Below are 22,689 nucleotides of genomic sequence, written 5' to 3'. Positions count from 1 at the left end.
GATCGCCACCCTTTCACGCGTCTCACTTTCCGGTAGGTGTGTCCGCGATGTGGGACGACTGGATCGCCGCCCGGCGCCGGAACAGGTCCTCCGCCGCCTCCTGCGCCCGCACCCGCACGCTCTCCGCATCCACGCTCAACACCTCCCCGCCGGCCACCCTCGGCTCCCCGTCGACCCACACATGGGCGACGTCCGCGGCGGACGCGGAGAACACCAGGTGCGGGACGGCGTTGAAGTCGTCGCCGTGGAGGAGGGGCGTGGTGTGCAGGCGGCGCAGGTCGACGGTGACGACGTCGGCGCGCTTGCCCGGCTCCAGGGAGCCCGTGATGTCGTCGAGGCCGAGGGCGCGGGCGCCGTCGCGGGTGGCCATGTCGAGGATGTCCCACGGGTCGCCGGTCGTCGGGTCCAGGGATGTCACCTTCTGGAGGAGCGAGGCGAACTTCATCTCCTCCAGCAGGTCGAGGTTGTTGTTCTCCTTCTCGCCGTCGCTGCCGATACCGACCGCGATGCCCCGGCGGCGCATGTCGGCGACGCGGGCGGGGCCGGACGACAGCTTCATGTTCGAGCAGGGGCAGTGGGCGACGCTCGTGCCGGTCCCGGCGAGGACGTCGAGCTCGCGGTCGTCGAGCCACACGCAGTGCGCCACCACGGTGCGCGGCCCGAGGATGCCCCGGTGGTGGAACTCCTCGATGGGACGGCGGCCGAACCGCCGCAGTGACTCCTCCACCTCCCACGTCGTCTCGGAGGAGTGGGTGTGCAGGCCCGTGTCGAACTCGTCGGCCAGCGCCGCCGCCGCCCTGAACGCCTCCTCGCCGCAGTAGAAGAGGTGCTCCAACCCCACCCAGGAGCGCACCCGCCCGCCCGCGTACGTGCGGTACTCCTTCAGCAGGCGACGGTTCGTCTCCAGCGTCTCGAAGTAGTCGTAGCCGGGGAGGTCGGCGACGTACGGGACGAGTGTCGCGCGGATGCCGACCTGCTCGGCCGCGTGCGCCGAGCCCTCCATGTGACGCCACATGTCCATCACGGACGTGGTGCCCGCGCGCAGCGACTCCGTGTAGCACAGCAGCGAGGCCGCCTCGGCGATCTCGGGGGTGAGTGCCTTGTGGGCCGGGTCCACGTAGTCGCGCAGCCAGTCCCACAGCGACTTGGACTCGGCGGTGCCGCGCAACAGGCCCGAGTGCAGGTGGGTGTTGTGCAGGCCGGGGACGACGGCGTGACCGGTGGCGTCGATGACATGTGCGTCCGTGGTGGCGAAGGCCTCCGGGCGGTCGACCGCGACGATGCGCTCGCCCTCCAGGAGGACCGAACCGGGGTCCAGGACCTTCCGCGTGCCGTCGCAGGGAATGACGATGCCGTTGTGGATCAGGGTGCGGTGCCGTGTCCGCGTCATGCCCAGAACCCCGCGTGGACCGCCGCCGCTTCCTCGTGCAGGCACGGGCCCAGCACGTCGATCGCGCGCTGACCGGCCGCCAGCACTTCCCGGCACGGCAGCGCCATCGTCGGGTTCTCGGGGTTCGCGCCGGTCAGGGCGAGGAGTTCGTCCTCGCCCAGCGCGTACGCGATCCGGCCGATGCCGCTCCAGTACACGGCCCCGGCGCACATCGCGCACGGCTCCGTGGAGGTGTAGAGGGTGGCGCGGGCGAGGGTCTCGCGGTCGTACGCGCGCGTGGCGAGGCGTACGAGATTCGTCTCGGCGTGCCCCGTGGCGTCCCGCTCGGTGACCACCGTGTTGCCCGCCTCCAGGACCTGCTGCCCGTCGAGGACGAGGAGCGCGCCGAAGGGGTGGTTGCCGCCCGCGCGGGACTTGGCGGCGGAGGCGATGGCCGTACGCAGGAAGGTCTCGTCCTGGGCGGTGGGCGCGGAGGTCGTGGCGGTCGTGGGGGTGGTGTTCATGCGTCGCTCCTCGACAACTTCTCGTTCGTTTCCGGGATTTCGGTACCGGCGTCGGTACGGGTACGGGTACGGGTACGGGGGCGGGGGCACAGCACGGAGTACGCGGCCCCCGCCACCGCGAACCCGACGAACAGGCCGAACGAACCGAGCACCGGATGCACCTCGGCCAACGGCCCCGTGAACAGGGACTGGTTCATGAACGGCAGCTCGGCCGCGACCGCCAGGAGTACGCAGGGCAGACCCCACCCGAAGCGGTGCCCGGCGTCGTACGGGTCCGCGAGTACATGCCGGCCCCGGCCCCAGTACGCGACGATCATCACCGCGCTCCACGGCGCCAGCCAGTACCCCGTCATCAGCAGGAAGTCGTTGAGCTGCGAAGCGAAGTCACCGTGCCCCGCGTACCAGGCGAGCGCCGTGCCCAGGCCGCCGACCACGAGCACCGACACCCAGCGCGGGATGGTGAACCCGGCGACGAGCGCCGCCATCGCACCCGAGTACAGGTCGATGACCGTCGACGCCAGCGTGGACAGGAGCAGGCACAGCAGCACCACCGTGCCGAGCGCGTGCGGCAGCAGGCCGCTGACCATCGCGCTCGGGTCGGACAGCGCGCCCGCCGTGCCGAGCGCCGCGCCCAGCGAACCGATCCACACCCCGGCGGTCGCGCTGCCGCCGCCCGCCGCGAGGAACACCCGGCGCGGGCGGCTGCCGCGCGGCAGATAGCGGCTGTAGTCGGAGGCGTAAGCGGACCAGCCGAGGACGCGCGCCGCGGTCACGGCGACGACCAGCAGGAACGCCGCGTCGGAACCGTCCGCAGGGGCGACGGGCGCGCTCGCCCGCGCCGCGTCGAACCCGTACACCGACATCACCGCGAAGACGAGGACGAGCACCACGGCGAGGACCCGTTCCACGGTGTGGATCAGCCGGTAGCCGACGGCCGCGATGCCCAACTGCGCCACCGCCATCAGCGCCAGCGCGGGGCCGAAGCCCATGCCGGTCAGATCGCGCAGGATGAAGATGCCGAGCAGCGAGTCGACGACACACCATCCGACGCCGTTGACGACGGTGAACGCCGCCGACGGCAGATTGCCGAGCCGCCCGAACGGGCCGCGGGACTGGACGAGTTGGAGGACACCGGTCAGCGGGCCGCGCGTCGAGAACAGCCCGACGAGCGCCGAGCTGAGCAGCGTGCCCGTCACGATCGCCAGGACGGCGGGCAGCAGGTCGAGGCCGAACACCGACGTCGAAAGCGCGCCCACGCTGAGCGTCGCGAACTGCACGTTCGCGCCGAACCACAGCGTGAACAGCGACCAGGGGCGGCCGTGCCGGCTGGTGAGCGGCACGGGTTCGGCTCCCAACCGTTCGACGGTCGGCGGACGTTCGGGGGCGGCGCGCATGGCGGTCTCCTCACAGGGAGGTACAGGTGGGTGGGTGGTGGGGCGTGCATGCGGCTCTTCGCGTCCCTCAGTGAACCCCTCGCACCGGCCGTCCGGGATTGCGGATCTCTCCAGACGCGCGGCCGATTTCGCGCGGTCGGCCCGTACTATGCTCCAAACCCCCGTGCACACCGGTGTGCATGCCCGCAACACGAGGACGGTGTCCAGGAGGCCGACCGGTGCAGCTCACCGAACTTCTCGCCATGCCAAGGCTCGGACTGCGCCCCGTCGTCGGCCCCACCGCCGACGCCCCGACCGTCCGCGGCGTCTACACCACCGACCTCGGCGACCCGGGCCGCTACCTCGACGGCGGCGAACTCGTCCTCACCAGCACCACCTGGTACCGCGAACCCCGGGACGCGGACGTGTTCGTGGCGGCGCTCGCCGCGGCCGGCGTCGCGGCGCTCGCGGCCGGGACCGCCGACGTGGGCGAACTCCCGGGGGCGCTGGCCGAGGCGTGTGCGCGCCACGGTCTGACGCTGCTGAGCGTCGACGACGAGGTGTCGTTCGCCGCGCTCACCGAGACCGTGCTCGCCGCGCTCGGCGGCGGCCACCGGCGCGCGCCGTCCGTGAACCTGCACCGCGGCCTTGTCGCGGGGCTCGCGGCGGGGGCGGGCGCCGAGGGGCTCATCGACGTGTTCGCGCGCGCCACGGGTGTGTGGTGTGCGGTGCTGTCGGCGACCGGCACCCTGCGCGCTGGCGGTGTGCCGGCGGTGGGGGAGCGGCAACTCGCCCGCGCCCACCGTGAGGCGCTCGGCGCGGGTGGCTTCCCCGCTGTGCGGGCCGTGGCGGGCGGCGGCGAACTCACCCTGTTCCCCGTCCAGTCACCCGCCGCGCACCGCCCGCCCGCCGGGTACCTCGCCGCGTCCGGCGACTACCGGGACTGGGCGCCGGGCGTCGCCGACGCCGCGTGGGAGGTGTGCGCGCTGCTCACCCTCGACGGCGCCGCCGCGCAGGAACGCCGGCGCATCGAGGCCCGCTTCCTGCGCGAGGCCGTCGACCTGCTCGACGCCGGCCGGGAGGACGCCGCCGCGGCCCGGCTCACCAGCCTGGGCCTCGAACTCGACGCCCCGCTCGGCGCGTTGTACGTGAGCACCACCGGAGGCCCGTACGGGGCCGAACTCGCGGCCACCGTCCTGGAGGACGTCGCCCAGCGGCTGCCCGGCTGCTCGGTGCCGGTCCGCGCCGAGGGCGGCGGGTACCTGATGCTCGCGCCGGACGGCGAGCACGACGCGGCGGGCGCGGCCGAGCGGCTCGCCCCGCTGCTGGCGGACGGACATGCCGCGATCGGCGCCGGCGGCCCGGCGACCGGCGCCGCCGGGCTGCGCCGCAGCCTGGAGGAGGCCCGCAACGCGCACCGGGTCGCCGCCCACGGCACCGGCACCGTGCGCGCCGCGGACAACGGCGCCCTCTCCTCGTACGAACTCCTCCTCGCGGCCGTCCCCGACGATGTGCGCCGCTTCTACCGCGACCGCCTCATCGGCGCCGTCGAGCGCTACGACGCCGAACACGACAGCGACCTGCTGGCCACGCTGACCGCGTTCCTCGACGCCTCCGGCTCCTGGCAGCGCTGCGCGGACCAACTCCACGTCCACGTCAATACGTTGCGCTACCGGCTGCGGCGCGTGGAGGAACTGACCGGGCACAGTCTCGCGACGCTGCGGGACCGGGCGGACTTCTGCCTGGCGCTGAGCATTCGCTGAACTCCCGCCGGAATCAACGCTGTTCGCGCCCGGCCGCCGCCGCGCGGAAACGGATCAATTCCTCACGGAGCGGCCATCCACCGCTCCAACCCCGCCGCGTCCAACGGCAGTTCGGACGACAGCACCTCCGAACCGGCCTCCGTCACGAGGATGTCGTCCTCGATGCGCGCCCCGATGCCGCGCAGCTCCGGCGGCACCGTGGTGTCGTGGGCGTGGAAGTACAGGCCCGGCTCGACCGTGAGGACCATGCCGGGGGCGAGCCGCGCGCCCTGGTACGCCGAGTAGTCGGCGCGGGCGCAGTCGTGGACGTCGAGGCCGAGGTGGTGGCCGATGCCGCACACCAGGTAGCGGCGGTGGTGCTGGCCCTTGGGGGAGAGGGCCTCGTCGACGGAGACCGGGAGCAGGCCCCAGTCGTCCAGGCCGCGCGCCACCACTTCCATGGCCGCCGTGTGGAAGTCGGCGAAGTCCCGCCCCGGGCGCACCGCGTCGAGCCCGGCCCGGTGCGCGCGCTCCACCAGGTCGTGCACGGCGCGCTGGGTCGAGGTGAAGCGGCCGGAGGCGGGGAAGGTGCGGGTGACGTCGGCCGTGTAGTAGCTGTTCGTCTCCACGCCCATGTCCAGGAGCACGGCCGCGTCCTCGGCCACCGGCCCGTCGCAGCGCACCCAGTGCAGGGTCGCGGCGTTGCGGCCGCTGCCGACGATCGTGGCGTAGCCGGGGCCGTTGCCGTACGTGCGGGCGTAGCGGTCGAAGGTGCCTTGCAGCCAGCGTTCGCCGCCGCCGCGGATGGCGGCGGGGAACTCGCGGACCACCGCGGCGAAGCCCTCGACCGTACGGTCCACGGCCTCGCGCAGCTGGCCGATCTCCCACGCGTCCTTGACCATGCGCAGTTCGGAGAGGACGCGGGCGAGTCCGGCGTCCGGCGCGAGTCCGTGGCGGCGGCTGGTGTCCGGGTCGAGGGGGCCGGTGAGCAGCGGGTTCTGCGCGGCGCACGCGGCGAGTGTCTCGTCCAGGGCGGCCAGCGGCGCCGTCTCCAGGCGCAGTGCCGCCCGCCAGTCCTCGAGGCCGGGCGCCGGTCCCACCCACAGCTCGCCGTGCGCCGCGTCCGCGAAGAATCCGGGCTCGCCGGGCCGGGCCGGCGGCGGCAGGTGCAGCACCGTGTCGTGCCCGCCGGGCACGGGCCGCAGGACCAGCACGGCGCCCTCGACCGTGCAGCCCGTCAGCCAGTAGAAGTTGCTGTCGGGACGGAAGTCGTACGCTGTGTCGTTGCTGCGCACCGGGGCCCGGCCCGCGCCGACGACCAGCGGCCGCCCGGCGAACTCGGCGCTCAGACGCGCCCGGTGCGCGGCCGCCGCCTCCGCGACCCCCGGCACTGTCGGTGGCGTCCGGTCGGCCTCGGCCCAGCCCTGCCCCATGAACGCGGTGAAGTCCGGCAGCTCGGCCAGGCGCGGCATCCGGGGGTCCGGGGTGTCGGGCCGGGGCACGGAGGCGGCGGGGGTGGTCTCGGTCATGATGCGGACTCCACTTCGTGAGGGTTCCGGGCGGCGGCACGGCGCCGCCGGTCCCACTCCGGGTTGATGCGCGGGATGGCCCCGAGCAAGGTACGGGTGTACGCGTCCCGCGGCCGGTCGAAGACGTCCGCGGCGCGACCGGACTCGACGATACGTCCCTGGTGCATGACCGCCACACGGTGGGCGATCCGGCGCACCACGGCCAGGTCGTGGGCGATGAACAGGTAGGAGAAGCCGTGCTCGCGCTGCAGCCGCAGCAGCAGGTTCACGACCTGCGCCTGCACCGAGACATCGAGCGCCGACACCGCCTCGTCGCAGATCACCAGGCGCGGGCCGACCGCGAGCGCGCGGGCGATGCCGATGCGCTGCGCCTGCCCGCCGGAGAACTGCGCGGGATAGCGCAGCGCGTGGTCCGGGTTCAGGCCGACGCGCTCCATCAGCTCGCGGGTGAAGGCGCGGCGCCCGCCCGGGATCGGGCGGTGCTGGTAGTCGAGCGGGGCCGTCAGGATGCGTTCGACGGTGTGCCGGGGGTTGAGGGACGAGTACGGGTCCTGGAACACCACCTGTACGTCGCCTCGGAAGCGGGCGAGGTCGTCGCCGGTCGCGTGCGTGACATCCGTGCCGTCGAACTCCAGGGTCCCGGCGGTGGGTGCCATCAGCTTCGCCACCAGGCGCGCCGTCGTCGACTTGCCGCTGCCGGACTCGCCGACGACCGCGAGTGTCTCGCCTGGGTGGATGTCGAGGCTCACGTCGTCGACCGCCGTGGTCGTGGCCGAGCGGCCCAGCGAGCCATGTGTGGTGAACGTCTTGGTCAGCCCGCGGGCGCGCAGCAGCGGTGCGGGCTCGGGGTGTTGGGCGCGGGTCACCGGGCCTCCTCCTGTGCCGTGCCGAGGGGCGTGAGACCGGACAGGGCCGATGCGTCGCCGGGCTCGGCCAGCTTGTCGTCGATCCGCGGAATCGCCTCCAACAGCCGTCTCGTATACGGGTGTTGGGGCGTGCAGAACACGTCCTCCGTCGTCGCGTGCTCCACCTGCTCGCCGCCCCGCATCACCAGGACGCGGCCCGCCAGGTTGGCGATCACCGCGAGGTCGTGGGTGATGAACAGCATGCCGGTGCTGGTCTGTCGCTGCAGTTCGGTGAGGAGGGTGAGGATCTGGTCCTGCACGGTGACGTCGAGCGCGGTGGTCGGCTCGTCCGCGATCAGCAGCGCCGGTTCGCAGACGAGCGCCATGGCGATCATGACGCGTTGCCGCTGGCCCCCGGAGAACTGGTGCGGATAGTGGTCCACCCGCTCGGCGGGCTTCGGGATGCCGACCTGCCCGAGCGCCTCGACGGCGCGCCGCCGCGCCGCACGCCGCGAACCGCCGCGGTGACCGCGGTACGCCTCGGCGATCTGAAGGCCCACCGTGTAGTAGGGGTTGAGGGAGGACAGCGGGTCCTGGAACACCATCGACATCACGTCGCCGCGCAGCCGCCGCAGCTCACGGTCCGGGCGGCCGAGCAGCTCGCGGCCCTGGAGGCGGACGCTGCCGCTGGTGCGCGCGCCGCGCGGCAGCAGCCCCATCACCGCGAGCGAGGTCATGGACTTCCCGCTGCCGGACTCCCCGACGATGCCGAGGGTCTCGCCGCGCTCCACGGTGAAGGACAGCTCGCGCACGACATCGACGGGCCCGCGCCCGGTGGGAAAGGTGACGGTCAGCCCCTCGACCGCCAACAGACCCTCTGCGGAGGCGCGTTGAGTGGGTACGTGTACGTCGGTCATGACGCTGTGATCCTCACGCGCGGGTCCAGGAAGGTGTACAGGACGTCGACGACGAGATTGCCGAGCACCACGAAGAACGCCGCGAGGAGCGTGACCGCCATGATGACCGGCTGGTCGTTCTTGGCGATCGCGTCGGATGCCATCTTGCCGACGCCGTTGAGCCCGAAGACGGTCTCCGTGATGATCGCCCCGCCGAGCAGCCCCGCGAAGTCCATGCCGAAGAGCGTGGTGATGGGGGTGAGTGCGGGCCGCAGCGCGTGCCGGCGCATCAGCAGCACCGGCCGCAGACCCTTCGCGCGGGCCGTGCGCACGAAATTCTCGGAGAGCGTGTCGATGACGTTGGAGCGGGTCAACCGCGCGTACAGACAGGCGTATCCGGTGGCGAGCACGATCCACGGCATCAGATACGACTCGAACCACATCTGCGGATCGTCCGCGAACGACACCGCCGCCGGGAACGGCAGGATCCGCAGCTTGACCACGAGCACGTACTGAAGGGCGAGCGCCAGTACGTAGTTGGGGACGCTGGAGCCGCCGAGCGCGAGGCTCATCGCGCCACGGTCCCACCACGTACCCTCCTTGACACCGCTGAGCAGCCCGCAGGCCACCCCGGCGAGCAGCCACAGGACGGCCGCGCCGACCGCGACGGTCGCGCTCACCGGCAGCCGCTGGAGCACCATGTCCCAGACGGACTGGCCGCTCTGGAAGCTGTAGCCGAGGCAGGGCGCCGGGCAGTGCACGAGGTTCGCGCCGCTGCCGTAGTCGCGTCCTGTGACGATGCCGCTGAGGAAGTCCCACAGCTGCGTGGTGAACGGCAGGTCCAGGCCGAGCGACGACCTGATGGTCTCGATCCGGTCGGCGGTGCAGGTCTTGCCGCAGATCATCACGGCCGGGTCAGGGGAGAGCTGGAAGAAGATCAGATACGTGAAGACGCAGACGGCGACGAGGATGAGCGCCACCCAGCCGAGCCGTCCGGCGAGATAACGGACCATCAGACAGCCTCCCCCGCGTCGAGGGCGTGCCGGATCCGGTCGCCGAGCACGGTCAGCGACAGCACCGTTCCGAACAGGAAGCAGCCGGGGATCGCGAAGTACAGCGGATCGACCTGGTACCAGGACACGGAACTCGCGATCATCTGCCCCCACGACGGCGTCGGCGGCGTGACACCGACACCGAGGAACGAAAGACCGGCCTCCGTGCCGATGTAGCCGGGCACCGACAGCGTCGCCATCACCAGCACGGAGTTGCGCAGATTCGGCAGGATCTCCTTGAAGACCAGCGGCCACTTCGCCGCGCCGGACGCCCGCGCCGCCTCGACGAACTCCCGCTCTGCCAGCGCCAGTGTCTGCCCGCGCACCACGCGCGCCAGATACGGCCAGCCGAACACACTGAGCACGACGACGAGGAGCGGCGCCCGGCCGCTGCCGGGCAGCGCCGACAGGATCGCGATCATGAAGATGAGCGCGGGGAACGCCATCAGGAAGTCCATGAGCCGGGAGATCACCGTGTCCACCCAGCCGCGCAGGAACCCGGCGAGCACCCCGAGCACCGTGCCGATCGCGGTGGTGATCAGGGTGGCCGCGACGGCGATCAGCAGCGAGGTACGGGCCCCGTACGCGATCCGCGCGAGGATGTCGCGGCCGTTCCGCGGCTCGACGCCGAACCAGTGCTCGGCGCTGATCCCGCCGAACGAACCGCGCGGCAGGCCACCGATGTCGGTGTCGACGGCCGCACGGTCGAAGGCGTCCGGGCCGTGCCCCGTGACCATGGAGAGCAGCGGCGCGCACAGCGCCATCAGGACGATCAGGAGCAGGAACGCGGTGCCGAGCAGCGCGCCCACATCGCGGGACAGGGCGCGCAGCACCCGGCGCCCGGTGGAGCCGGGCAGTTCGGGGCCCGGCGGCGCGCCGGGCGCCGCGCCCGGCCGCGCGTCGTGAAGGACGGAAGTCGACATGGGGCGGCTACTTCTTCGGGTCGGCGAGGCCGACGGAGACGAGGTCGATGCCGCCGGAGAACGACTGGCTGAGATACGCCCCCGCGATGTTGTCGCCGACGACGGACACGGTCTTCGTGTAGTGCAGCGGCACGATCGGGGCCCGCTTCATGATCTGCCCGTCGAGCTTTCCGTACGCGGCGTTCTGCGTGTCTGGATCGCTCATCGCGTCGATGGCGTCCATCCGCTCATTGATGCGCTTGTCGTCGAGCATGAAGATGTTCTGGTTGCCGCTGGCGGCGATGTTGCGGCCGTCGAACAGCGGCGGCAGGAAGGTGGAGCCGCCCGGCCAGTCCGGGCACCAGCCGGTCAGCGCGCCGTCGTGCTGTTGCGAGGGTGTACCGATGACCTCGTAGAACGTTGACGTGTCAATGGTGTTGACCTTGACCTTGATGCCGACCCGCTTCAACGACTGTTGAATCGACACGGCCGTGGCCTGCTCCACCTCGGCGGCGCGGGTGTCGAGCGTGAACGTGAAGCCCTTCGACTTCCCCGCATCGGCAAGCAGCTCGCGGGCCTTCTTCACGTCGCCCGTGCCGTGCTTGCTCGGATACATGTCGGTCGCGTCGCGGCCCGGAACGACCGGCGGCTCGATGGACGTGGCGACGGTCGCGAGCGACGAACCACCGTGCGCGTCAACGGTTGTCTGCTTGTTGACCGCGTACTCGATGGCTTGACGGACCCGTACATCCTTGAGCGGACCCTTGCGCGTATTGATGCTCATGTACGAGGTGCAGCCCGTCATGCCCGACAGGGTGCGCTTCTTGAGCTGCGGGGTCTGGATGCGGGAGACCGTCGCGGGCTGGAGCTGGGCGGCGCCGGTGATGGCGTTCGCGTCGGCGCCCTGCCCGGCGATGAGCCGCTCGTCGATCGTCGCGTTGTCCAGACCGAAGGTCCACACGAAACTGTCCGGCTTCGCGTCGCGCACCTCGTCCGTCGACCGCTTCCACGCCTTGTTGCGTACGAGGACCAGCTTCGACCCGCGCTGATAGCTCTTCACCTTGTAAGGGCCCGAGGCGATGGGCTCGCGGTCGAAGGCGGCCTTGGCGCCGCTGCCCTTGGGGAACGGCGTGAACGTCGGCTGCGCGGCGATGTAACCGAACTGCGCCGTCGCCTTCTTCAGGTGGAAGACGATGGTGTGCTCGTCCGGTGTCTCGATGCTCGACAGACTCCCCGACTTGTACGGTCCCTGATAGTCGGCCGGCGCCTCGATGTACTGCTTCGCGTACGGAGAGCCGATCCCGGCGTCCGGGTCCCAGGCCCGCTCGACGCCGAACTTCACGTCCTCACTGCTGATCTCGGAACCGTCCTGGAAGGCGATCCCGGACTTCAGCCTGAACGTCCACGTCTTGTTGCCGTCGGAGGGCTTTCCGGCATCGGTCGCCAGGTCACCGACGACCTTCGTGCCCTTGGCGCCGGGAGCCGCCGCCTGCGTCGTGAGCGTGCGGTACATCAGCCGGTAGAAGTTGTTGACGCCGCCGTCGAACCCGCGCGCCGGGTCGAGGTGGGAGAAGTCGGCGTTCGCCAGGACGTGCACCGTGCCACCGGTGGCGGCGTCCGCACCGGGGTCGGCCTGCTGCGCGGCCGACGTGCCGCCGCCCTTGCAGCCGGAGAGCGTCAGGGCGAGCGCGGTGCCAAGTACCGCGGCGGGCAGGGCCATTGCTTTTCTTCTCATGACGTCTTCCTGAGCCTTCTGGAGGGGGGAGGGAAGTGGGGGGGAGAGGAGGAGAGTTAGAAGGGGCGGCGGGGGCGAGCGTGTTCAGGAGCGCCTGATCCAGACCCGCATGGCGGCGGCCTCGCGGTTGCCCCACAGGAAGTAGGGGACGAGCGTCAAGCCGGTGGTAGCGGTGGTAGCGGCGGTTCCGGTGTCGGTCGGCACGGCGGACAGCACGGGGTACAGCGCGGCGGACATCGGGGGTGCGACATCGGCTTCCGCGTCGAGGACGACCGCGCCCTCGAAGCGGGTGTCCGTACGGGGACGGGCGGCCGCGATCCGGGCCGCGTCGAGCGTGACGTCGTCGATGCCGACCGCGCAGTCCTGCTGCTCGACGCAGTAGACGAGCGGGCCGCGGGCGACGGCGACGGCGCCGCGCGTGGCGTCCAGGTAGGGGTGGGAGCCGTGGGCACGCACCGGCATCGGCAGCCGCAGCACCACCTCGTCCCCGGCCCGCCAGGCGCGCCGGACCCGCACCCAGCCGTCCACCACCTCCGGTACCGAGGTCTCCCCGCCCACCGTCAGCCGCACCCGGTCGGCCTCGGCCCAGCCGGGAACGCGCAGCCTCAGGGCGTACGGCCGCTCAGGCGCCGCCCGCACCGTCACCCGGACCTCACCGTCCCACGGATATCCGGTCGCCATGTCGACCGCCAACTCCCGCCCTTCGAGCCGGGCGCAGGCGTACCCCGCCACCAGCAGCTCGTCCGCCCGCTCGGCTGCCAGGTGCTCGCCGAGCTGCGACATCCACCGCACGATGTTGGGCGGGCAGCACGGACACCCGAACCACGGGCGGCGCAACAACTCCCCGTCGGCCTCGGCGCCGCTGCGCTGCTCGTGATCGGCGCGGCGCTGCAGCGGGTTGTCGTAGAAGAAGGCGCGACCATCGAGGGAAGGGCCGACGGCGAACGCGTTGTAGAGGACCGTCTCGAAGGTGTCGAGGTACGTGGCGTCGCCGGTGGCGAGGAACATCCGCCAGCCCCACTGCATGACGGCGATCGCCGCGCAGGTCTCGCTGTAGGACCGCTCGGACGGCAACTCGTAGCGGTCGCCCACCGCTTCGTCGGAGTGCCGGCTTCCCAGGCCCCCGGTGACGTACAGCTTGGTGGCGACCATGTCGTCCCACAGCCGCCGCAGCGCGTCGAGCAGCCCGCCGTCCCCGGTCTCCATCGCGACGTCCGCGGCGCCCGCCGCGAGATACGCCATCCGCACCGCGTGCCCCGTCACCGACGGCAGTTCGCGCAGCGGCACATGGTCCTGGAAGTACGAGGCCGGGAACACGCTGTGCCGCAGACCGCTGCGCCGCCCCTGCCCGCGCCGGTCGACGAAGAGCGCGGCCTGCTCCAGATAGTTGCGGTCCCCGGTCTCCCGGTACAGCTCCACCAGGGCCATCTCGACCTCGGGATGCCCGCAGACGGCCTCCTGACCGGCCGGACCGAAACGTTTCACAACGAGATCGGCGAAGCGCGTCGCGACATCGAGCAACCGCCGGTCGCCCAGGCGCCGATGGGCGGCGACCGCGGCCTGCGCGAGATGGCCGAAGGTGTAGAGCTCATGGCCCCACGCGAGATCGGACCACGGCTCCTTGGCCTGATCGGGGTCCTGATAGAAGGAGTTGAGGTAGCCGTCGGGGGCCTGGACCCGCTCCAGGAGCGCGACCATCTCTTCGTAGAGCTCACCCGCATCCTTGCTCAACGCACCCTGCGGGCGGGCGAGTTCGTACACGAGACCTTCCAACGTCTTGTACACGTCGGTGTCGAGGAACGGATACCGGCCGCGGAACGCGGAAGCCTCGGCCTCCCGCGGCGGCAGCAGCCTGCGGAGGTTGTCCACGTTGCCCGCCGCGCGGAGCTGCTGCACCGTGTGCGGCAGGGTCGCCTCGCGGTTGCGCCGTTGCCAGTCGGCGAGGAGTCCGCCGACGATGTCGACCCGCGAGGCGGGCAGCGGCTGGAGTCTTTCAGAGGGGTACCGCACGATCAGTCCTCCAAGTGCCGTGTACTTGGGTATGAGGAATCGTTCGGGTCAGTAAACGCGCTGTGCGGCATAGTGTTCGTCGAAGCGAACGCTGTCAAGGGAGTCAGGGAGAGGCTATGGACGTTCCCCAGGAGTCGGTCCGCGACATGGTGGCGGCCAATCTGCGCCGCGCCAGGACGGCGCGCGGCCTGTCCATCTCGGAGCTCTCGCGACGCTCCAAGATCGGCAAGGCGACGCTCTCCCAACTGGAGTCCGGCACCGGAAACCCCACCATCGAGACGGTGTTCAGCCTCTCCCGCGCCCTGGAGGTGCCCGTCTCCGACCTCCTGGAGACACGGACCCCCGGCGGCCTGACCGTCGTGCGCGCCAAGGAGGTCGAGGTGCTCAGGGGGCAGGGCGTCGACCTGCGGCCGCTGCGCCGGATGACCTTCGGTGACCTGGTCTTCGAGGTGTACGACCAGGTGGTGCGCGCCGACAGCAGGCAGGACTCGCTCGGGCACGTCGGCACGGAGCACACCATCGTGCAGACGGGCCGGCTCCAAGTCCGCGTCGACGGCGACGAGGTGGAGCTCGGGCCCGGCGACTACGTCGGCTTCGACGCCACGCTCCCGCACTCCTACACCGCGCTCGACGGCGACGTGCACTCCGTGCTGCTGCTCCAGTACCGGCCGCACGAGCACGCCCACTTGGGGATTCCGCACCCGAAGCCGGGCGCCGAACCCGAGGAGGGCTGAGCGCGTCGGGCGTTTCTCCGAGGAACCGTTGACACCCTCGGAAACGGCGTCCTAGCCTCCATTCGTTCGATGAAGCGAACGGAGGCGGTTCGATGCACGGAACGCGAGCGGTCATTCTCGGGGCCGGAATCGTCGGAGCCGCCTGTGCGCGGGAGTTGGCACGCGCGGGCTGCGCCACCACGATCGTCGACCGCGGCCGCCCCGCCGCCGCGACCACGGCGCACGGCGAGGGCAACATCCTCGTATCCGACAAAGGGCCGGGCCCCGAGCTGGAGTTGGCGCAACTGTCCCGGCGCCTGTGGCCCGAGATCATCGAGGAGCTGGCCCAACAGGACGACAGTGCCCGGGACTTGACCGAATGGGACCCCAAGGGCGGCATCGTCGTCGCCACCACCGAGGACGGCGCCCGCGCACTCGCCGCGTTCGCCGACACCCAACGCGCGGCCGGCGTACGGGCGGACCCCCTCGACGCCGCCGCGCTCGCCGCCGCCGAGCCGTACCTCACCCGCGCGCACACGGCGGCCGTCCACTACCCCGAGGACGCGCAGGTGCAGCCCGCCGGAGCCGCCGCCGCGCTGCTCGCCGACGCACTGCGGGCGGGCGCGACACTGCGCACCGGCACCGAGGTGGTCGGCGCGGTCACCCGCTCCGGCCGCCTGACCGCCGTACGCACATCGGACGGCGAACTCGTCGAGGCGGACGTCTTCGTCAACGCCGCCGGGCCCTGGGCGGGCGAGCTCTCGGCCCGCCTCGGCGCGCCCGTCGACGTACGCCCCCGCCGCGGCGACGTCCTCGTCACGACCCCGCTCCCGCCCACCGTCTTCCACAAGGTGTACGACGCCGACTACGTGGGCGCCGTCGGCAGCAGCGCCGAGGACCTCCAGACCTCGGCGGTCGTCGAGTCCACGCGCGCGGGCAGCGTCCTCATCGGCTCGTCCCGCCGCCGCGTCGGCTTCGACGACCGGCTCAGGGTCGACGCCCTCTCCGCCATCGCCGAGAAGGCGCTGCGCCTCTTCCCGTCGCTCACGGGCGTGCCGGTGATGCGCGCGTACGGCGGCTTCCGGCCCTACGTACCCGACCACTTGCCCGTCATCGGCCCCGACCCACGCCTCGCCGGGCTGTGGCACGCGGGCGGTCACGAAGGCGCGGGCATCGGCCTGTCGGTGGGCACCGCGCGGCTCGTGCGCGACCTGCTCCTCGACCGGCCCACCGACATCGACGCGAAGCCGTTCCGGGTGGACCGGCCGGCCGTCCTGGGGCACACCGAGGAAGAGGAGACGGCATGAGCCCACGACGCATACCCGCGGCCAGGGACGCCGTGGGGCGCCGCGAGACACCGCTCACGATCACCGTCGACGGCGAGCCCGTCGCCGGGATCGAGGGCCAGACCCTCGCGGGCGTCCTGCTCGCCTCCGGCCGCCGCGCCTGGCGCCACGGCCGCTCCGGAGCGCCCCGTGGTGTCTTCTGCGGGATCGGCGCCTGCTTCGACTGCCTGGTGACGGTGGGGGCGGAACGCGATGTCCGGGCCTGCCGCAGACGGGCCCGCGACGGTGACGAGGTGCGCACGCAGACACGGGACCAGACACGGGACCAGGCACGGGAACGGGCACGGGAGCAGGCCCGGGAAGGAGGCACGGCACTGTGACGCCTTATGCCCACCCCGTTGGGGAAACCGGTCACAGTCCCGGGTCGCCGCTGCGGCACGTCGTCATCGTGGGCGCCGGACCCGCCGGGCTCGCAGCAGCCGACGCCGCACTGAGCGCGGGGGCGGAGGTCACCCTCGTCGACGAGGCCGAACAGCCCGGTGGCCAGTACCACCGCATGCTCCCCGAGGCCTATGCCGCCGAGCGGCCACAGCACCTCCACCACGGCTGGCGCGCCTTCGACACACGCCGCCGCCGGGTCCTCGCGCATCCGCGCTGCACCTGGTGGTCCGAGACCGCCGTCTGGGCCCTGGAACGCCCCGACCCGGCCCAGCCGGGCCCGCCGCGCGTCCACGTACTGCGCGACCCCTCAGACGGTGGCGGCCGGGGTGGCCGGGTCGACGGCGGTGGCCGCACCCGGCACACTCTCGACCCCGACGCGCTCGTCCTCGCCGTCGGCGCGCACGACCGCGTACTGCCCTTCCCCGGCTGGGAGTTGCCCGGCGTGTACACCGCGGGCGCGGCGCAGGCGCTGGCGAAGGGGGAGCGGGTGGTGGTCGGGGACGAGGTGGTCGTCGCGGGCAGCGGGCCGTTCCTGCTGCCGGTCGCCGCGTCGCTGATCGAGGCCGGGGCGGGGGTGCGTGAGGTGCTGGAGGCGAACACGGCCGGCACCCTCGCCCGTGGCTGGGGCGGGCGTCCCTGGGAACTCGCCGTGCAGTCCGGGAAGGCCGCCGAACTCGCCGAGTACGGTGGGCTGTTGGCGCGGCACCGGGTGCCGTACCGCACCGGTCGTACCGTCGTCGCGGCCCGCGGTGACGGGCGCGTGGAGGAGGTTGTCACCGCCAGGCTGCGCGCCGACTGGTCGACCGTGCCCGGCAGTGAACGCACCGTCGCCGTCGACGCGGTGTGCGTCTCGCACGGCTTCAGCCCGCAGCTGGAACTGCCGCTCGCCGCCGGGTGCGCGTTGCGTGCCACCCCGGCCGGGGAGTTCGTGGAGGTCGACGGCGACCAGCGCACCACCGCCGCGCACGTGTACGCCGCCGGGGAGATCACCGGCATCGCGGGCGCGCCCGCCGCTCGCGTGGAAGGCGCCCTCGCGGGGTGGCTCGCCGCGGGCGGCGACCGGAACACCGTCCGGGTCGGCCGCCTGCGCACCAGCCGCGACCAGGGCCGCGCCTTCGCCGCACGCCTCGCCCGCGCCCACCCCATCGGAGCGGGCTGGACCGGCTGGCTGCGCCCCGAGACCGTGGTGTGCCGGTGCGAGGAGACGGACTACGCCACCGTGTGCCGGGCCGCCACCGACCCGTCCACCTCGGCGCCGCGCGCCGCCAAGCTCGCCACCCGCGCAGGACTCGGCCCCTGCCAGGCCCGGATGTGCGGGCCGACCGTCGCCGAACTCCAGGCGCGGCTGAGCGGCCCCGACGACGCGGGCACCCGCGTCGAGGGCCTGCCGCCGGCCAACGAACACCGACGTCCCATCGCCCGCCCCGTCACGCTCGGCGACCTGGCCGCACCCGCCAAGTCCCGTACACAGGAAGGCACTTCATGAGCGACAACAAGCAGCAGACGAAGAAGCAGGAGCAGGGCTCCCTCGGTCTCGGTGGCGTCGTCGTCGCCACCGCCCTCCCGTACTACGAGGACACCTCCGCCCCCGCCGGACTGGCCGTCGACTTCGACCGCTACGCCGAGCACTGCCGCTGGCTCGTCGACAACGGCTGCCGCGGCGTCGGCCCGAACGGCTCGCTCGGCGAGTACTCCTCCCTCACCGACGAGGAGCGCCGCAAGGTGGCCCGTACGGCCATCGACGCGGTCGGTGACGACGGCATCGTCGTCGTCGGTGTGCACGGTGTCGGCTCCCACCAGGCCAGGCACTGGGCCGAGGTGGCGGCCGAGGACGGCGCGGACGGAGTGCTGTGCCTGCCGCCGACCCTGTACCGGGCCAACTCCCGTGATGTCGTCGACCACTTCACCGCCGTCGCGTCCGTCGGGCTTCCGGTGATGGTCTACAACAACCCCTTCGACACGAAGGTCGACCTCACGCCCGATCTGCTCGCCGAGATCGGGCAGATCGACAACATCGTGGCCGTGAAGGAGTTCTCCGGTGATGTGCGGCGGGTGCTCGAAATCAAGGAGAAGGCGCCGGGGCTCGAAGTCATCAGTGGCGCTGATGATGTGGTCCTTGAGAGCTTGTTGATGGGGGCCACCGGGTGGTTCGCCGGGTTTCCGAACGTGTTTCCCGCCGAGTCCGCCCGCCTCTACGAGCTGGCCGTCGCAGGCAAGTTGGAGGAGGCGCGGGCCTTGTACGAGCCGCTCGTCGCGGCCTTCCGCTGGGACTCGCGGACCGAGTTCGTGCAGGCCATCAAGTTGGGCATGGAGCAGGTCGGCCGGTTCGGCGGGCCGTGCAGGCCGCCGCGCGGCGCGCTGCTGCCCGAGATGCGCGCCCAGGTCGAGGCCGACATGGCCCGTGCGATCGCCTCGCTCGACAACCGGGAGGTGTGATGCGGTCCGTCCGTACTCTTAGTGCCGTCGACTCGCACACCGAGGGCATGCCCACCCGCGTCGTCACCGGCGGCGTGGGCCCCATCCCCGGGGACACCATGGCCGACCGGCGCACATACGCCCTGGAACACCTCGACGAACTCCGCCGCTTCCTCGTCGACGAGCCGCGTGGCCACTCCGCGATGAGCGGCGCCATCCTGCAACCGCCCACCCGCCCCGACGCCGACTGGGGTGTGCTGTACGTCGAGGTCAGCGGCTTCCTGCCGATGTGCGGGCACGGCACCATCGGCGTCGCCACCGTGCTCGTGGAGACCGGCATGGTGGAGGTGAGTGAGCCCGAGACGGTCGTGCGGCTCGACACGCCCGCCGGGCTCGTCGAGGCGCGGGTCGCCGTGCGCGACGGGGTCGCCGAGCAGGTCACCCTCCGTAATGTGGACGCCTTCGCGCTCGAACTCGACGCCACCGTGAAGGTGCCCGGTTACGGCGAGGTCCGCTACGACATGGCGTACGGCGGGAACTTCTATGCCATCACCGAGCTGGAACAACTCGGTCTGCCCTTCGACCGGGCCCGCAAGGACGACATCCTCAAGGCCGGGCTCGCCATCTCCGACGCCATCAACGAGCACAACCGGCCGGCCCACCCCGTCGACCCGGTCATCGGCGGCTGCAAACACGTGCAGTTCCTCGCCCCCGACTCCACCGCACGGCACTCCCGCAACGCCATGGCGATCCAGCCGGGATGGTTCGACCGCTCGCCCTGCGGCACCGGCACCTCCGCCCGGATGGCGCAGCTGCACGCGCGCGGCGAACTCCCGCTGCACACCGAGTTCGTGAACGAGTCCTTCATCGGCACCCGCTTCACCGGACGGCTCGTGGATACGACGAAGGTCGGTGAACTGTCCGCCGTCGTGCCGGAGTTCTCCGGTCGCGCCTGGATCACCGCGACGGCCAACTACCTCCTCGACCCACGCGACCCGTTCCCGCACGGCTTCGTGCTCTGACCCCCGTAGAGCGGTCGAAGACCTCACAGGAGTCACCGTGTCCCGTACGACCACCAACCCACCCCGTGACCCGGCCGGGCCCGACGGCGGACTCCTCTCCCGCGCCGGCGTCTTCCGCCTCAAGCCCGTCGACGACTCCGAGGAGGTGACCAGCGGAGGGCTCCAACGCACCATGGGGCTGTGGCAGTTGGTCGCGCTCAGCCTCGGCGGTCTGGTCGGTGCGGGGGTCTTCTCGCTCGCCGGAGTCGTGGCCCATCAGGACGCCGGGCCCGGAGTGATGATCTCGTTCCTCATCGCGATCGTGGCCAGCGGTGCGGCCGCGCTCTGTTACGCCGAGTTCGCCGGCTCCATCCCGAAGGCGGGCTCCGCCTACACCTACTCGTACGCCGCGCTCGGCGAGTTCGTCGGCTGGGCGATCGGCTGGGACCTGCTGCTCGAATACACCGCGATCGTGGCCGTCGTCGCCATCGCGGTGTCCGGGTACTTCTCGTACATCCTGGAGCATGTCGGCATTGATGTGCCCACGTGGATGCTGGGTGCCCCCGGTACCGGCTCCGGGCATCGCGTCGACCTGTTCGCGCTGCTGCTGTGTCTGCTTCTCGCGTTCGTGCTGTCCCGTGGCACCAAGGAGTCGGCGCGCTTCGAGACGATCCTCGTGGTCGTGAAGCTGGGCATCGTCGCGCTCGTCGTGGTCGCCGGTGCCTTTCACATCAAGTCGGGGAACTACACGCCGTTCCTGCCGTACGGGGTTGGCGGCGCTTTCACCGGAGCCGCGACCGCCTTCTTCGCCGTCTACGGATACGACGCCATGAGCGCGGCGGCCGAGGAGAGCGCCGAGGCGAAGAAGGTGCTGCCGAAGGCCATCGTGATCTCGCTCGGCATCGCCGCGTTCATCTATCTCGGTGTGTGTGTTGTTCTGCTCGGGATGCAGGACTATCGGGACATCGATGTGGCGAGTCCGTTCTCCAGCGCCCTGACGGCCGTCGGGCTCGGTGGGCTCGGGCTCGTCGTGGCCGTGGGCGCGGTCATCGGCATCACCACGTCCGCGTTCGCCAACATGCTGGCGGTGTCACGTGTCTGGTACTCGATGAGCCGCGACGGGCTGCTGCCGCGCTACTTCGCCCGCAACCACCCGCGCAGGCACGTGCCCACGCGCGTCATCTGGCCGGTCGGCATCGGCTCCGCGCTGATCGCCGGGTTCCTGCCCATCCGGGAGGCCGCCGACCTCACCAACATCGGCATCCTGATGGCGTTCATCGTCGTCGCCATCGCCGTCGTCGTGCTGCGGAAGACGCGCCCCGACCTGCCGCGTTCCTTCCGTACGCCGCTGGTGCCGCTGGTCCCGGCGATCGGTGTCGCCTTCTCCGTGTGGCTGATCAGCAACCTGGACTGGGTGACCTGGGTGCGGTTCGCCGTGTGGATGCTCATCGGGGTGGGGGTCTACGCGGCGTACGGGTACCGGAATTCGGCCGAGCACCGTCAGCGGAGGTAGCCGAGCCCCGGATGCGCCGAGCGGTACGCGTCGACGAGGCGCCGCGCCACGTTCACCGAGTCCACCAGCGGGTGCAGCGCGAACGCCTGCACCGCCGTCGCCCGCGAGCCGGAGCGGGCGGCGGCCAGCACCTCGCGCTCGACCGCCTTCACCGACGTCACGAGCCCCGTCGCATGACCCGGCAGCGGATCCACGGCGACGGGGTGCGCGCCGTTCCCGTCGACCAGGCACGGCACCTCGATCACGGCGTCCGCGTCGAGGGCCGAAAGGGTCGTGCGGTTGCGGACGTTGAGGATCAGCGTGGCGCGCTCGTCGCGGGCGATGGCACGCATCAGGTCCAGCGCCACCTTCTCGTAGCCGCCGGACTCGGTCAGCGACGCCTCGTCGCGCTCGCCCGCGCCCGCCGCCTCCCGGTTCTCCGCCATGTACGTGGCCTCGCGCTCGGCCCGCGTCGCGTCCCACGTCTTCAGGGGCGGCGCCGCCGGGTCGCGCATCCGGTCGTAGAACCGGGACTGCTGCACGTGCAGGAACGCGCCGCGCGTGGCCTCCGCCTCCTGATAGGCGCGCACCGCCTCGCGGTTGAAGTAGTAGTAGTGCAGGTACTCGTTGGGGATCGAGCCCAACTCGCGCAGCCACTCCGTACCGAACAGCTTGCCCTCCTCGAAGGAGCCGAGGAGTGTGTCGTCGGCGAGGAGGCGGGGCAGTTCGTCGCGGCCGTGGACGCGAAGGCCGCGCAGCCAGCCCAGGTGGTTGAGCCCGACGTAGTCGACCCACGCGTCCTTCGGATCGGCGCCGAGCGCCCGCGCCACCCGCTTCCCGAGGCCCACGGGGGAGTCGCAGATGCCGATGACACGGTCACCGAGGTGCTGCGCCAGCGCCTCCGTGACGAGGCCAGCCGGGTTGGTGAAGTTGATGAACCAGGCGTCCGGGGCGACTTCGGCCACGCGGCGCGCAATCTCCTCGACGACCGGCAGCGTCCGAAGCCCGTACGCGAGCCCGCCCGCCCCGACCGTCTCCTGCCCCAGCACATCCTCGGCGAGCGCGATCCGCTCGTCCGCCGCCCGCCCTTCGAGCCCGCCCACCCGGATCGCCGAGAACACGAAGTCCGTGCCGCGCAGCGCCTCGTCGAGGTCGGTGGTGACGGTGACCGTAGGCGCGTCCGGCACCCCTTCGGCCTGCTCGGCGAGGACCCGCGCGATCGCGTCGAGGCGGCCGGCGTCCAGGTCGTACAGGGCGACCTCGGTGACACGGCCCTCCGCGTGGTCCGTGAGCAGCGCTCCGTACACCAGCGGAACCCGGAAACCGCCGCCACCGAGAAGGGTCAATTTCATGCGGCGCACCCT

The 22,689-nt window shown here is 71.8% G+C and carries 19 protein-coding genes; 8 read left to right on the top strand and 11 right to left on the bottom strand.

The window, feature by feature from the left end; translation table 11 throughout:
• Window positions 1–22: 22 nt before the first annotated feature.
• From RBJ65_RS31275 to RBJ65_RS31265, 3 genes are read right to left on the bottom strand one after another with little or no spacing between them, the layout of a single operon-like run.
• Window positions 23–1,390 carry an amidohydrolase gene (locus RBJ65_RS31275; RefSeq protein WP_306319979.1) on the bottom strand — a complete coding sequence of 456 codons (1,368 nt, stop codon included), beginning with the start codon at window positions 1,388–1,390 and terminating at the stop codon, window positions 23–25.
• On the bottom strand, window positions 1,387–1,893 hold the full coding sequence (locus tag RBJ65_RS31270; RefSeq protein ID WP_306319978.1) for a nucleoside deaminase: 507 nt from the start codon (window positions 1,891–1,893) through the stop codon (window positions 1,387–1,389). Before RBJ65_RS31270 ends, RBJ65_RS31275 begins: the two co-directional genes overlap by 4 nt.
• Entirely contained in the window at window positions 1,890–3,287 is a 1,398-nt protein-coding gene (locus RBJ65_RS31265) for a cytosine permease (protein WP_306319977.1), read from the bottom strand. Before RBJ65_RS31265 ends, RBJ65_RS31270 begins: the two co-directional genes overlap by 4 nt.
• Before the next feature lie 218 nt (window positions 3,288–3,505).
• On the opposite strand from RBJ65_RS31265, the gene RBJ65_RS31260 reads away from it, so the two are divergent.
• Window positions 3,506–5,029: a helix-turn-helix domain-containing protein gene (locus tag RBJ65_RS31260; protein WP_306319976.1), complete on the top strand. Its 1,524-nt coding sequence runs from the start codon at window positions 3,506–3,508 to the stop codon at window positions 5,027–5,029.
• A 62-nt stretch (window positions 5,030–5,091) separates the two neighbouring features.
• Here RBJ65_RS31260 and RBJ65_RS31255 read toward each other — a convergent pair whose 3' ends face one another.
• The 7 genes from RBJ65_RS31255 to RBJ65_RS31225 all read right to left on the bottom strand — a co-directional run bounded on the left by RBJ65_RS31255 (window position 5,092) and on the right by RBJ65_RS31225 (window position 13,977).
• Window positions 5,092–6,537 (bottom strand): aminopeptidase P family protein, encoded by a 1,446-nt coding sequence (locus RBJ65_RS31255; RefSeq protein WP_306319975.1) that lies wholly within the window; start codon window positions 6,535–6,537, stop codon window positions 5,092–5,094.
• Window positions 6,534–7,403, bottom strand: coding sequence for an ATP-binding cassette domain-containing protein (locus RBJ65_RS31250; protein ID WP_306319974.1), 870 nt, complete (start codon window positions 7,401–7,403; stop codon window positions 6,534–6,536). Before RBJ65_RS31250 ends, RBJ65_RS31255 begins: the two co-directional genes overlap by 4 nt.
• Entirely contained in the window at window positions 7,400–8,299 is a 900-nt protein-coding gene (locus tag RBJ65_RS31245; RefSeq protein WP_306319973.1) for an ABC transporter ATP-binding protein, read from the bottom strand. Before RBJ65_RS31245 ends, RBJ65_RS31250 begins: the two co-directional genes overlap by 4 nt.
• Complete coding sequence (locus RBJ65_RS31240) at window positions 8,296–9,291, bottom strand: ABC transporter permease (RefSeq protein WP_306319972.1); 996 nt, start codon at window positions 9,289–9,291, stop codon at window positions 8,296–8,298. The genes RBJ65_RS31245 and RBJ65_RS31240 overlap by 4 nt, the downstream gene beginning before the upstream one ends.
• On the bottom strand, window positions 9,291–10,253 hold the full coding sequence (locus RBJ65_RS31235) for an ABC transporter permease (protein ID WP_306319971.1): 963 nt from the start codon (window positions 10,251–10,253) through the stop codon (window positions 9,291–9,293). The genes RBJ65_RS31240 and RBJ65_RS31235 overlap by 1 nt, the downstream gene beginning before the upstream one ends.
• 7 nt (window positions 10,254–10,260) lie before the next feature.
• Window positions 10,261–11,967 carry an ABC transporter substrate-binding protein gene (locus RBJ65_RS31230; protein ID WP_306319970.1) on the bottom strand — a complete coding sequence of 569 codons (1,707 nt, stop codon included), beginning with the start codon at window positions 11,965–11,967 and terminating at the stop codon, window positions 10,261–10,263.
• 84 nt (window positions 11,968–12,051) lie between these two features.
• Window positions 12,052–13,977, bottom strand: coding sequence for a glycoside hydrolase family 127 protein (locus RBJ65_RS31225; RefSeq protein ID WP_306319969.1), 1,926 nt, complete (start codon window positions 13,975–13,977; stop codon window positions 12,052–12,054).
• A 116-nt stretch (window positions 13,978–14,093) separates the two neighbouring features.
• Between RBJ65_RS31225 and RBJ65_RS31220 the strand changes: the two genes are divergently transcribed.
• From RBJ65_RS31220 to RBJ65_RS31190, 7 genes are all read left to right on the top strand, one after another.
• Entirely contained in the window at window positions 14,094–14,711 is a 618-nt protein-coding gene (locus RBJ65_RS31220; RefSeq protein ID WP_306319968.1) for a helix-turn-helix domain-containing protein, read from the top strand.
• A gap of 92 nt (window positions 14,712–14,803) precedes the next feature.
• The gene (locus RBJ65_RS31215) at window positions 14,804–15,997 is read left to right on the top strand and encodes an FAD-binding oxidoreductase (protein ID WP_306319967.1); all 1,194 of its coding nucleotides are present in this window, start codon (window positions 14,804–14,806) and stop codon (window positions 15,995–15,997) included.
• On the top strand, window positions 15,994–16,356 hold the full coding sequence (locus RBJ65_RS31210; protein ID WP_306319966.1) for a (2Fe-2S)-binding protein: 363 nt from the start codon (window positions 15,994–15,996) through the stop codon (window positions 16,354–16,356). The genes RBJ65_RS31215 and RBJ65_RS31210 overlap by 4 nt, the downstream gene beginning before the upstream one ends.
• Entirely contained in the window at window positions 16,353–17,903 is a 1,551-nt protein-coding gene (locus tag RBJ65_RS31205; protein ID WP_372341306.1) for an NAD(P)/FAD-dependent oxidoreductase, read from the top strand. The genes RBJ65_RS31210 and RBJ65_RS31205 overlap by 4 nt, the downstream gene beginning before the upstream one ends.
• Window positions 17,900–18,853 carry a dihydrodipicolinate synthase family protein gene (locus RBJ65_RS31200; protein WP_306319964.1) on the top strand — a complete coding sequence of 318 codons (954 nt, stop codon included), beginning with the start codon at window positions 17,900–17,902 and terminating at the stop codon, window positions 18,851–18,853. The genes RBJ65_RS31205 and RBJ65_RS31200 overlap by 4 nt, the downstream gene beginning before the upstream one ends.
• A complete protein-coding gene (locus tag RBJ65_RS31195; protein ID WP_306319963.1) occupies window positions 18,853–19,854 on the top strand; it encodes a proline racemase family protein in 1,002 nt (333 codons plus the stop codon). Before RBJ65_RS31200 ends, RBJ65_RS31195 begins: the two co-directional genes overlap by 1 nt.
• Window positions 19,855–19,891: 37 nt before the next feature.
• The gene (locus RBJ65_RS31190; protein WP_306319962.1) at window positions 19,892–21,346 is read left to right on the top strand and encodes an amino acid permease; all 1,455 of its coding nucleotides are present in this window, start codon (window positions 19,892–19,894) and stop codon (window positions 21,344–21,346) included.
• Here RBJ65_RS31190 and RBJ65_RS31185 read toward each other — a convergent pair.
• A complete protein-coding gene (locus RBJ65_RS31185; RefSeq protein WP_306319961.1) occupies window positions 21,334–22,677 on the bottom strand; it encodes a 6-phospho-beta-glucosidase in 1,344 nt (447 codons plus the stop codon). The genes RBJ65_RS31190 and RBJ65_RS31185 overlap by 13 nt on opposite strands.
• Window positions 22,678–22,689: the final 12 nt, after the last annotated feature.

This window comes from Streptomyces sp. KL109B, assembly GCF_030766935.1.
Taxonomy (GTDB): domain Bacteria; phylum Actinomycetota; class Actinomycetes; order Streptomycetales; family Streptomycetaceae; genus Streptomyces.
The sequence above is the reverse complement of the archived record's forward strand: the minus strand, read 5'-3'. Positions and strand labels throughout refer to the sequence as shown.

Bases quoted from the DNA above. Each gene is read 5' to 3' on its own strand.
- RBJ65_RS31270 (WP_306319978.1), bottom strand. From the start codon at position 1,893: ATGAACACCACCCCCACGACCGCCACGACCTCCGCGCCCACCGCCCAG.
- RBJ65_RS31265 (WP_306319977.1), bottom strand. From the start codon at position 3,287: ATGCGCGCCGCCCCCGAACGTCCGCCGACCGTCGAACGGTTGGGAGCC.
- RBJ65_RS31210 (WP_306319966.1), top strand. From the start codon at position 15,994: ATGAGCCCACGACGCATACCCGCGGCCAGGGACGCCGTGGGGCGCCGC.
- RBJ65_RS31185 (WP_306319961.1), bottom strand. From the start codon at position 22,677: ATGAAATTGACCCTTCTCGGTGGCGGCGGTTTCCGGGTTCCGCTGGTG.
- RBJ65_RS31245 (WP_306319973.1), bottom strand. From the start codon at position 8,299: ATGACCGACGTACACGTACCCACTCAACGCGCCTCCGCAGAGGGTCTG.
- RBJ65_RS31195 (WP_306319963.1), top strand. From the start codon at position 18,853: ATGCGGTCCGTCCGTACTCTTAGTGCCGTCGACTCGCACACCGAGGGC.
- RBJ65_RS31200 (WP_306319964.1), top strand. From the start codon at position 17,900: ATGAGCGACAACAAGCAGCAGACGAAGAAGCAGGAGCAGGGCTCCCTC.
- RBJ65_RS31255 (WP_306319975.1), bottom strand. From the start codon at position 6,537: ATGACCGAGACCACCCCCGCCGCCTCCGTGCCCCGGCCCGACACCCCG.
- RBJ65_RS31220 (WP_306319968.1), top strand. From the start codon at position 14,094: ATGGACGTTCCCCAGGAGTCGGTCCGCGACATGGTGGCGGCCAATCTG.
- RBJ65_RS31235 (WP_306319971.1), bottom strand. From the start codon at position 10,253: ATGTCGACTTCCGTCCTTCACGACGCGCGGCCGGGCGCGGCGCCCGGC.
- RBJ65_RS31240 (WP_306319972.1), bottom strand. From the start codon at position 9,291: ATGGTCCGTTATCTCGCCGGACGGCTCGGCTGGGTGGCGCTCATCCTC.
- RBJ65_RS31275 (WP_306319979.1), bottom strand. From the start codon at position 1,390: ATGACGCGGACACGGCACCGCACCCTGATCCACAACGGCATCGTCATT.
- RBJ65_RS31215 (WP_306319967.1), top strand. From the start codon at position 14,804: ATGCACGGAACGCGAGCGGTCATTCTCGGGGCCGGAATCGTCGGAGCC.
- RBJ65_RS31230 (WP_306319970.1), bottom strand. From the start codon at position 11,967: ATGAGAAGAAAAGCAATGGCCCTGCCCGCCGCGGTACTTGGCACCGCG.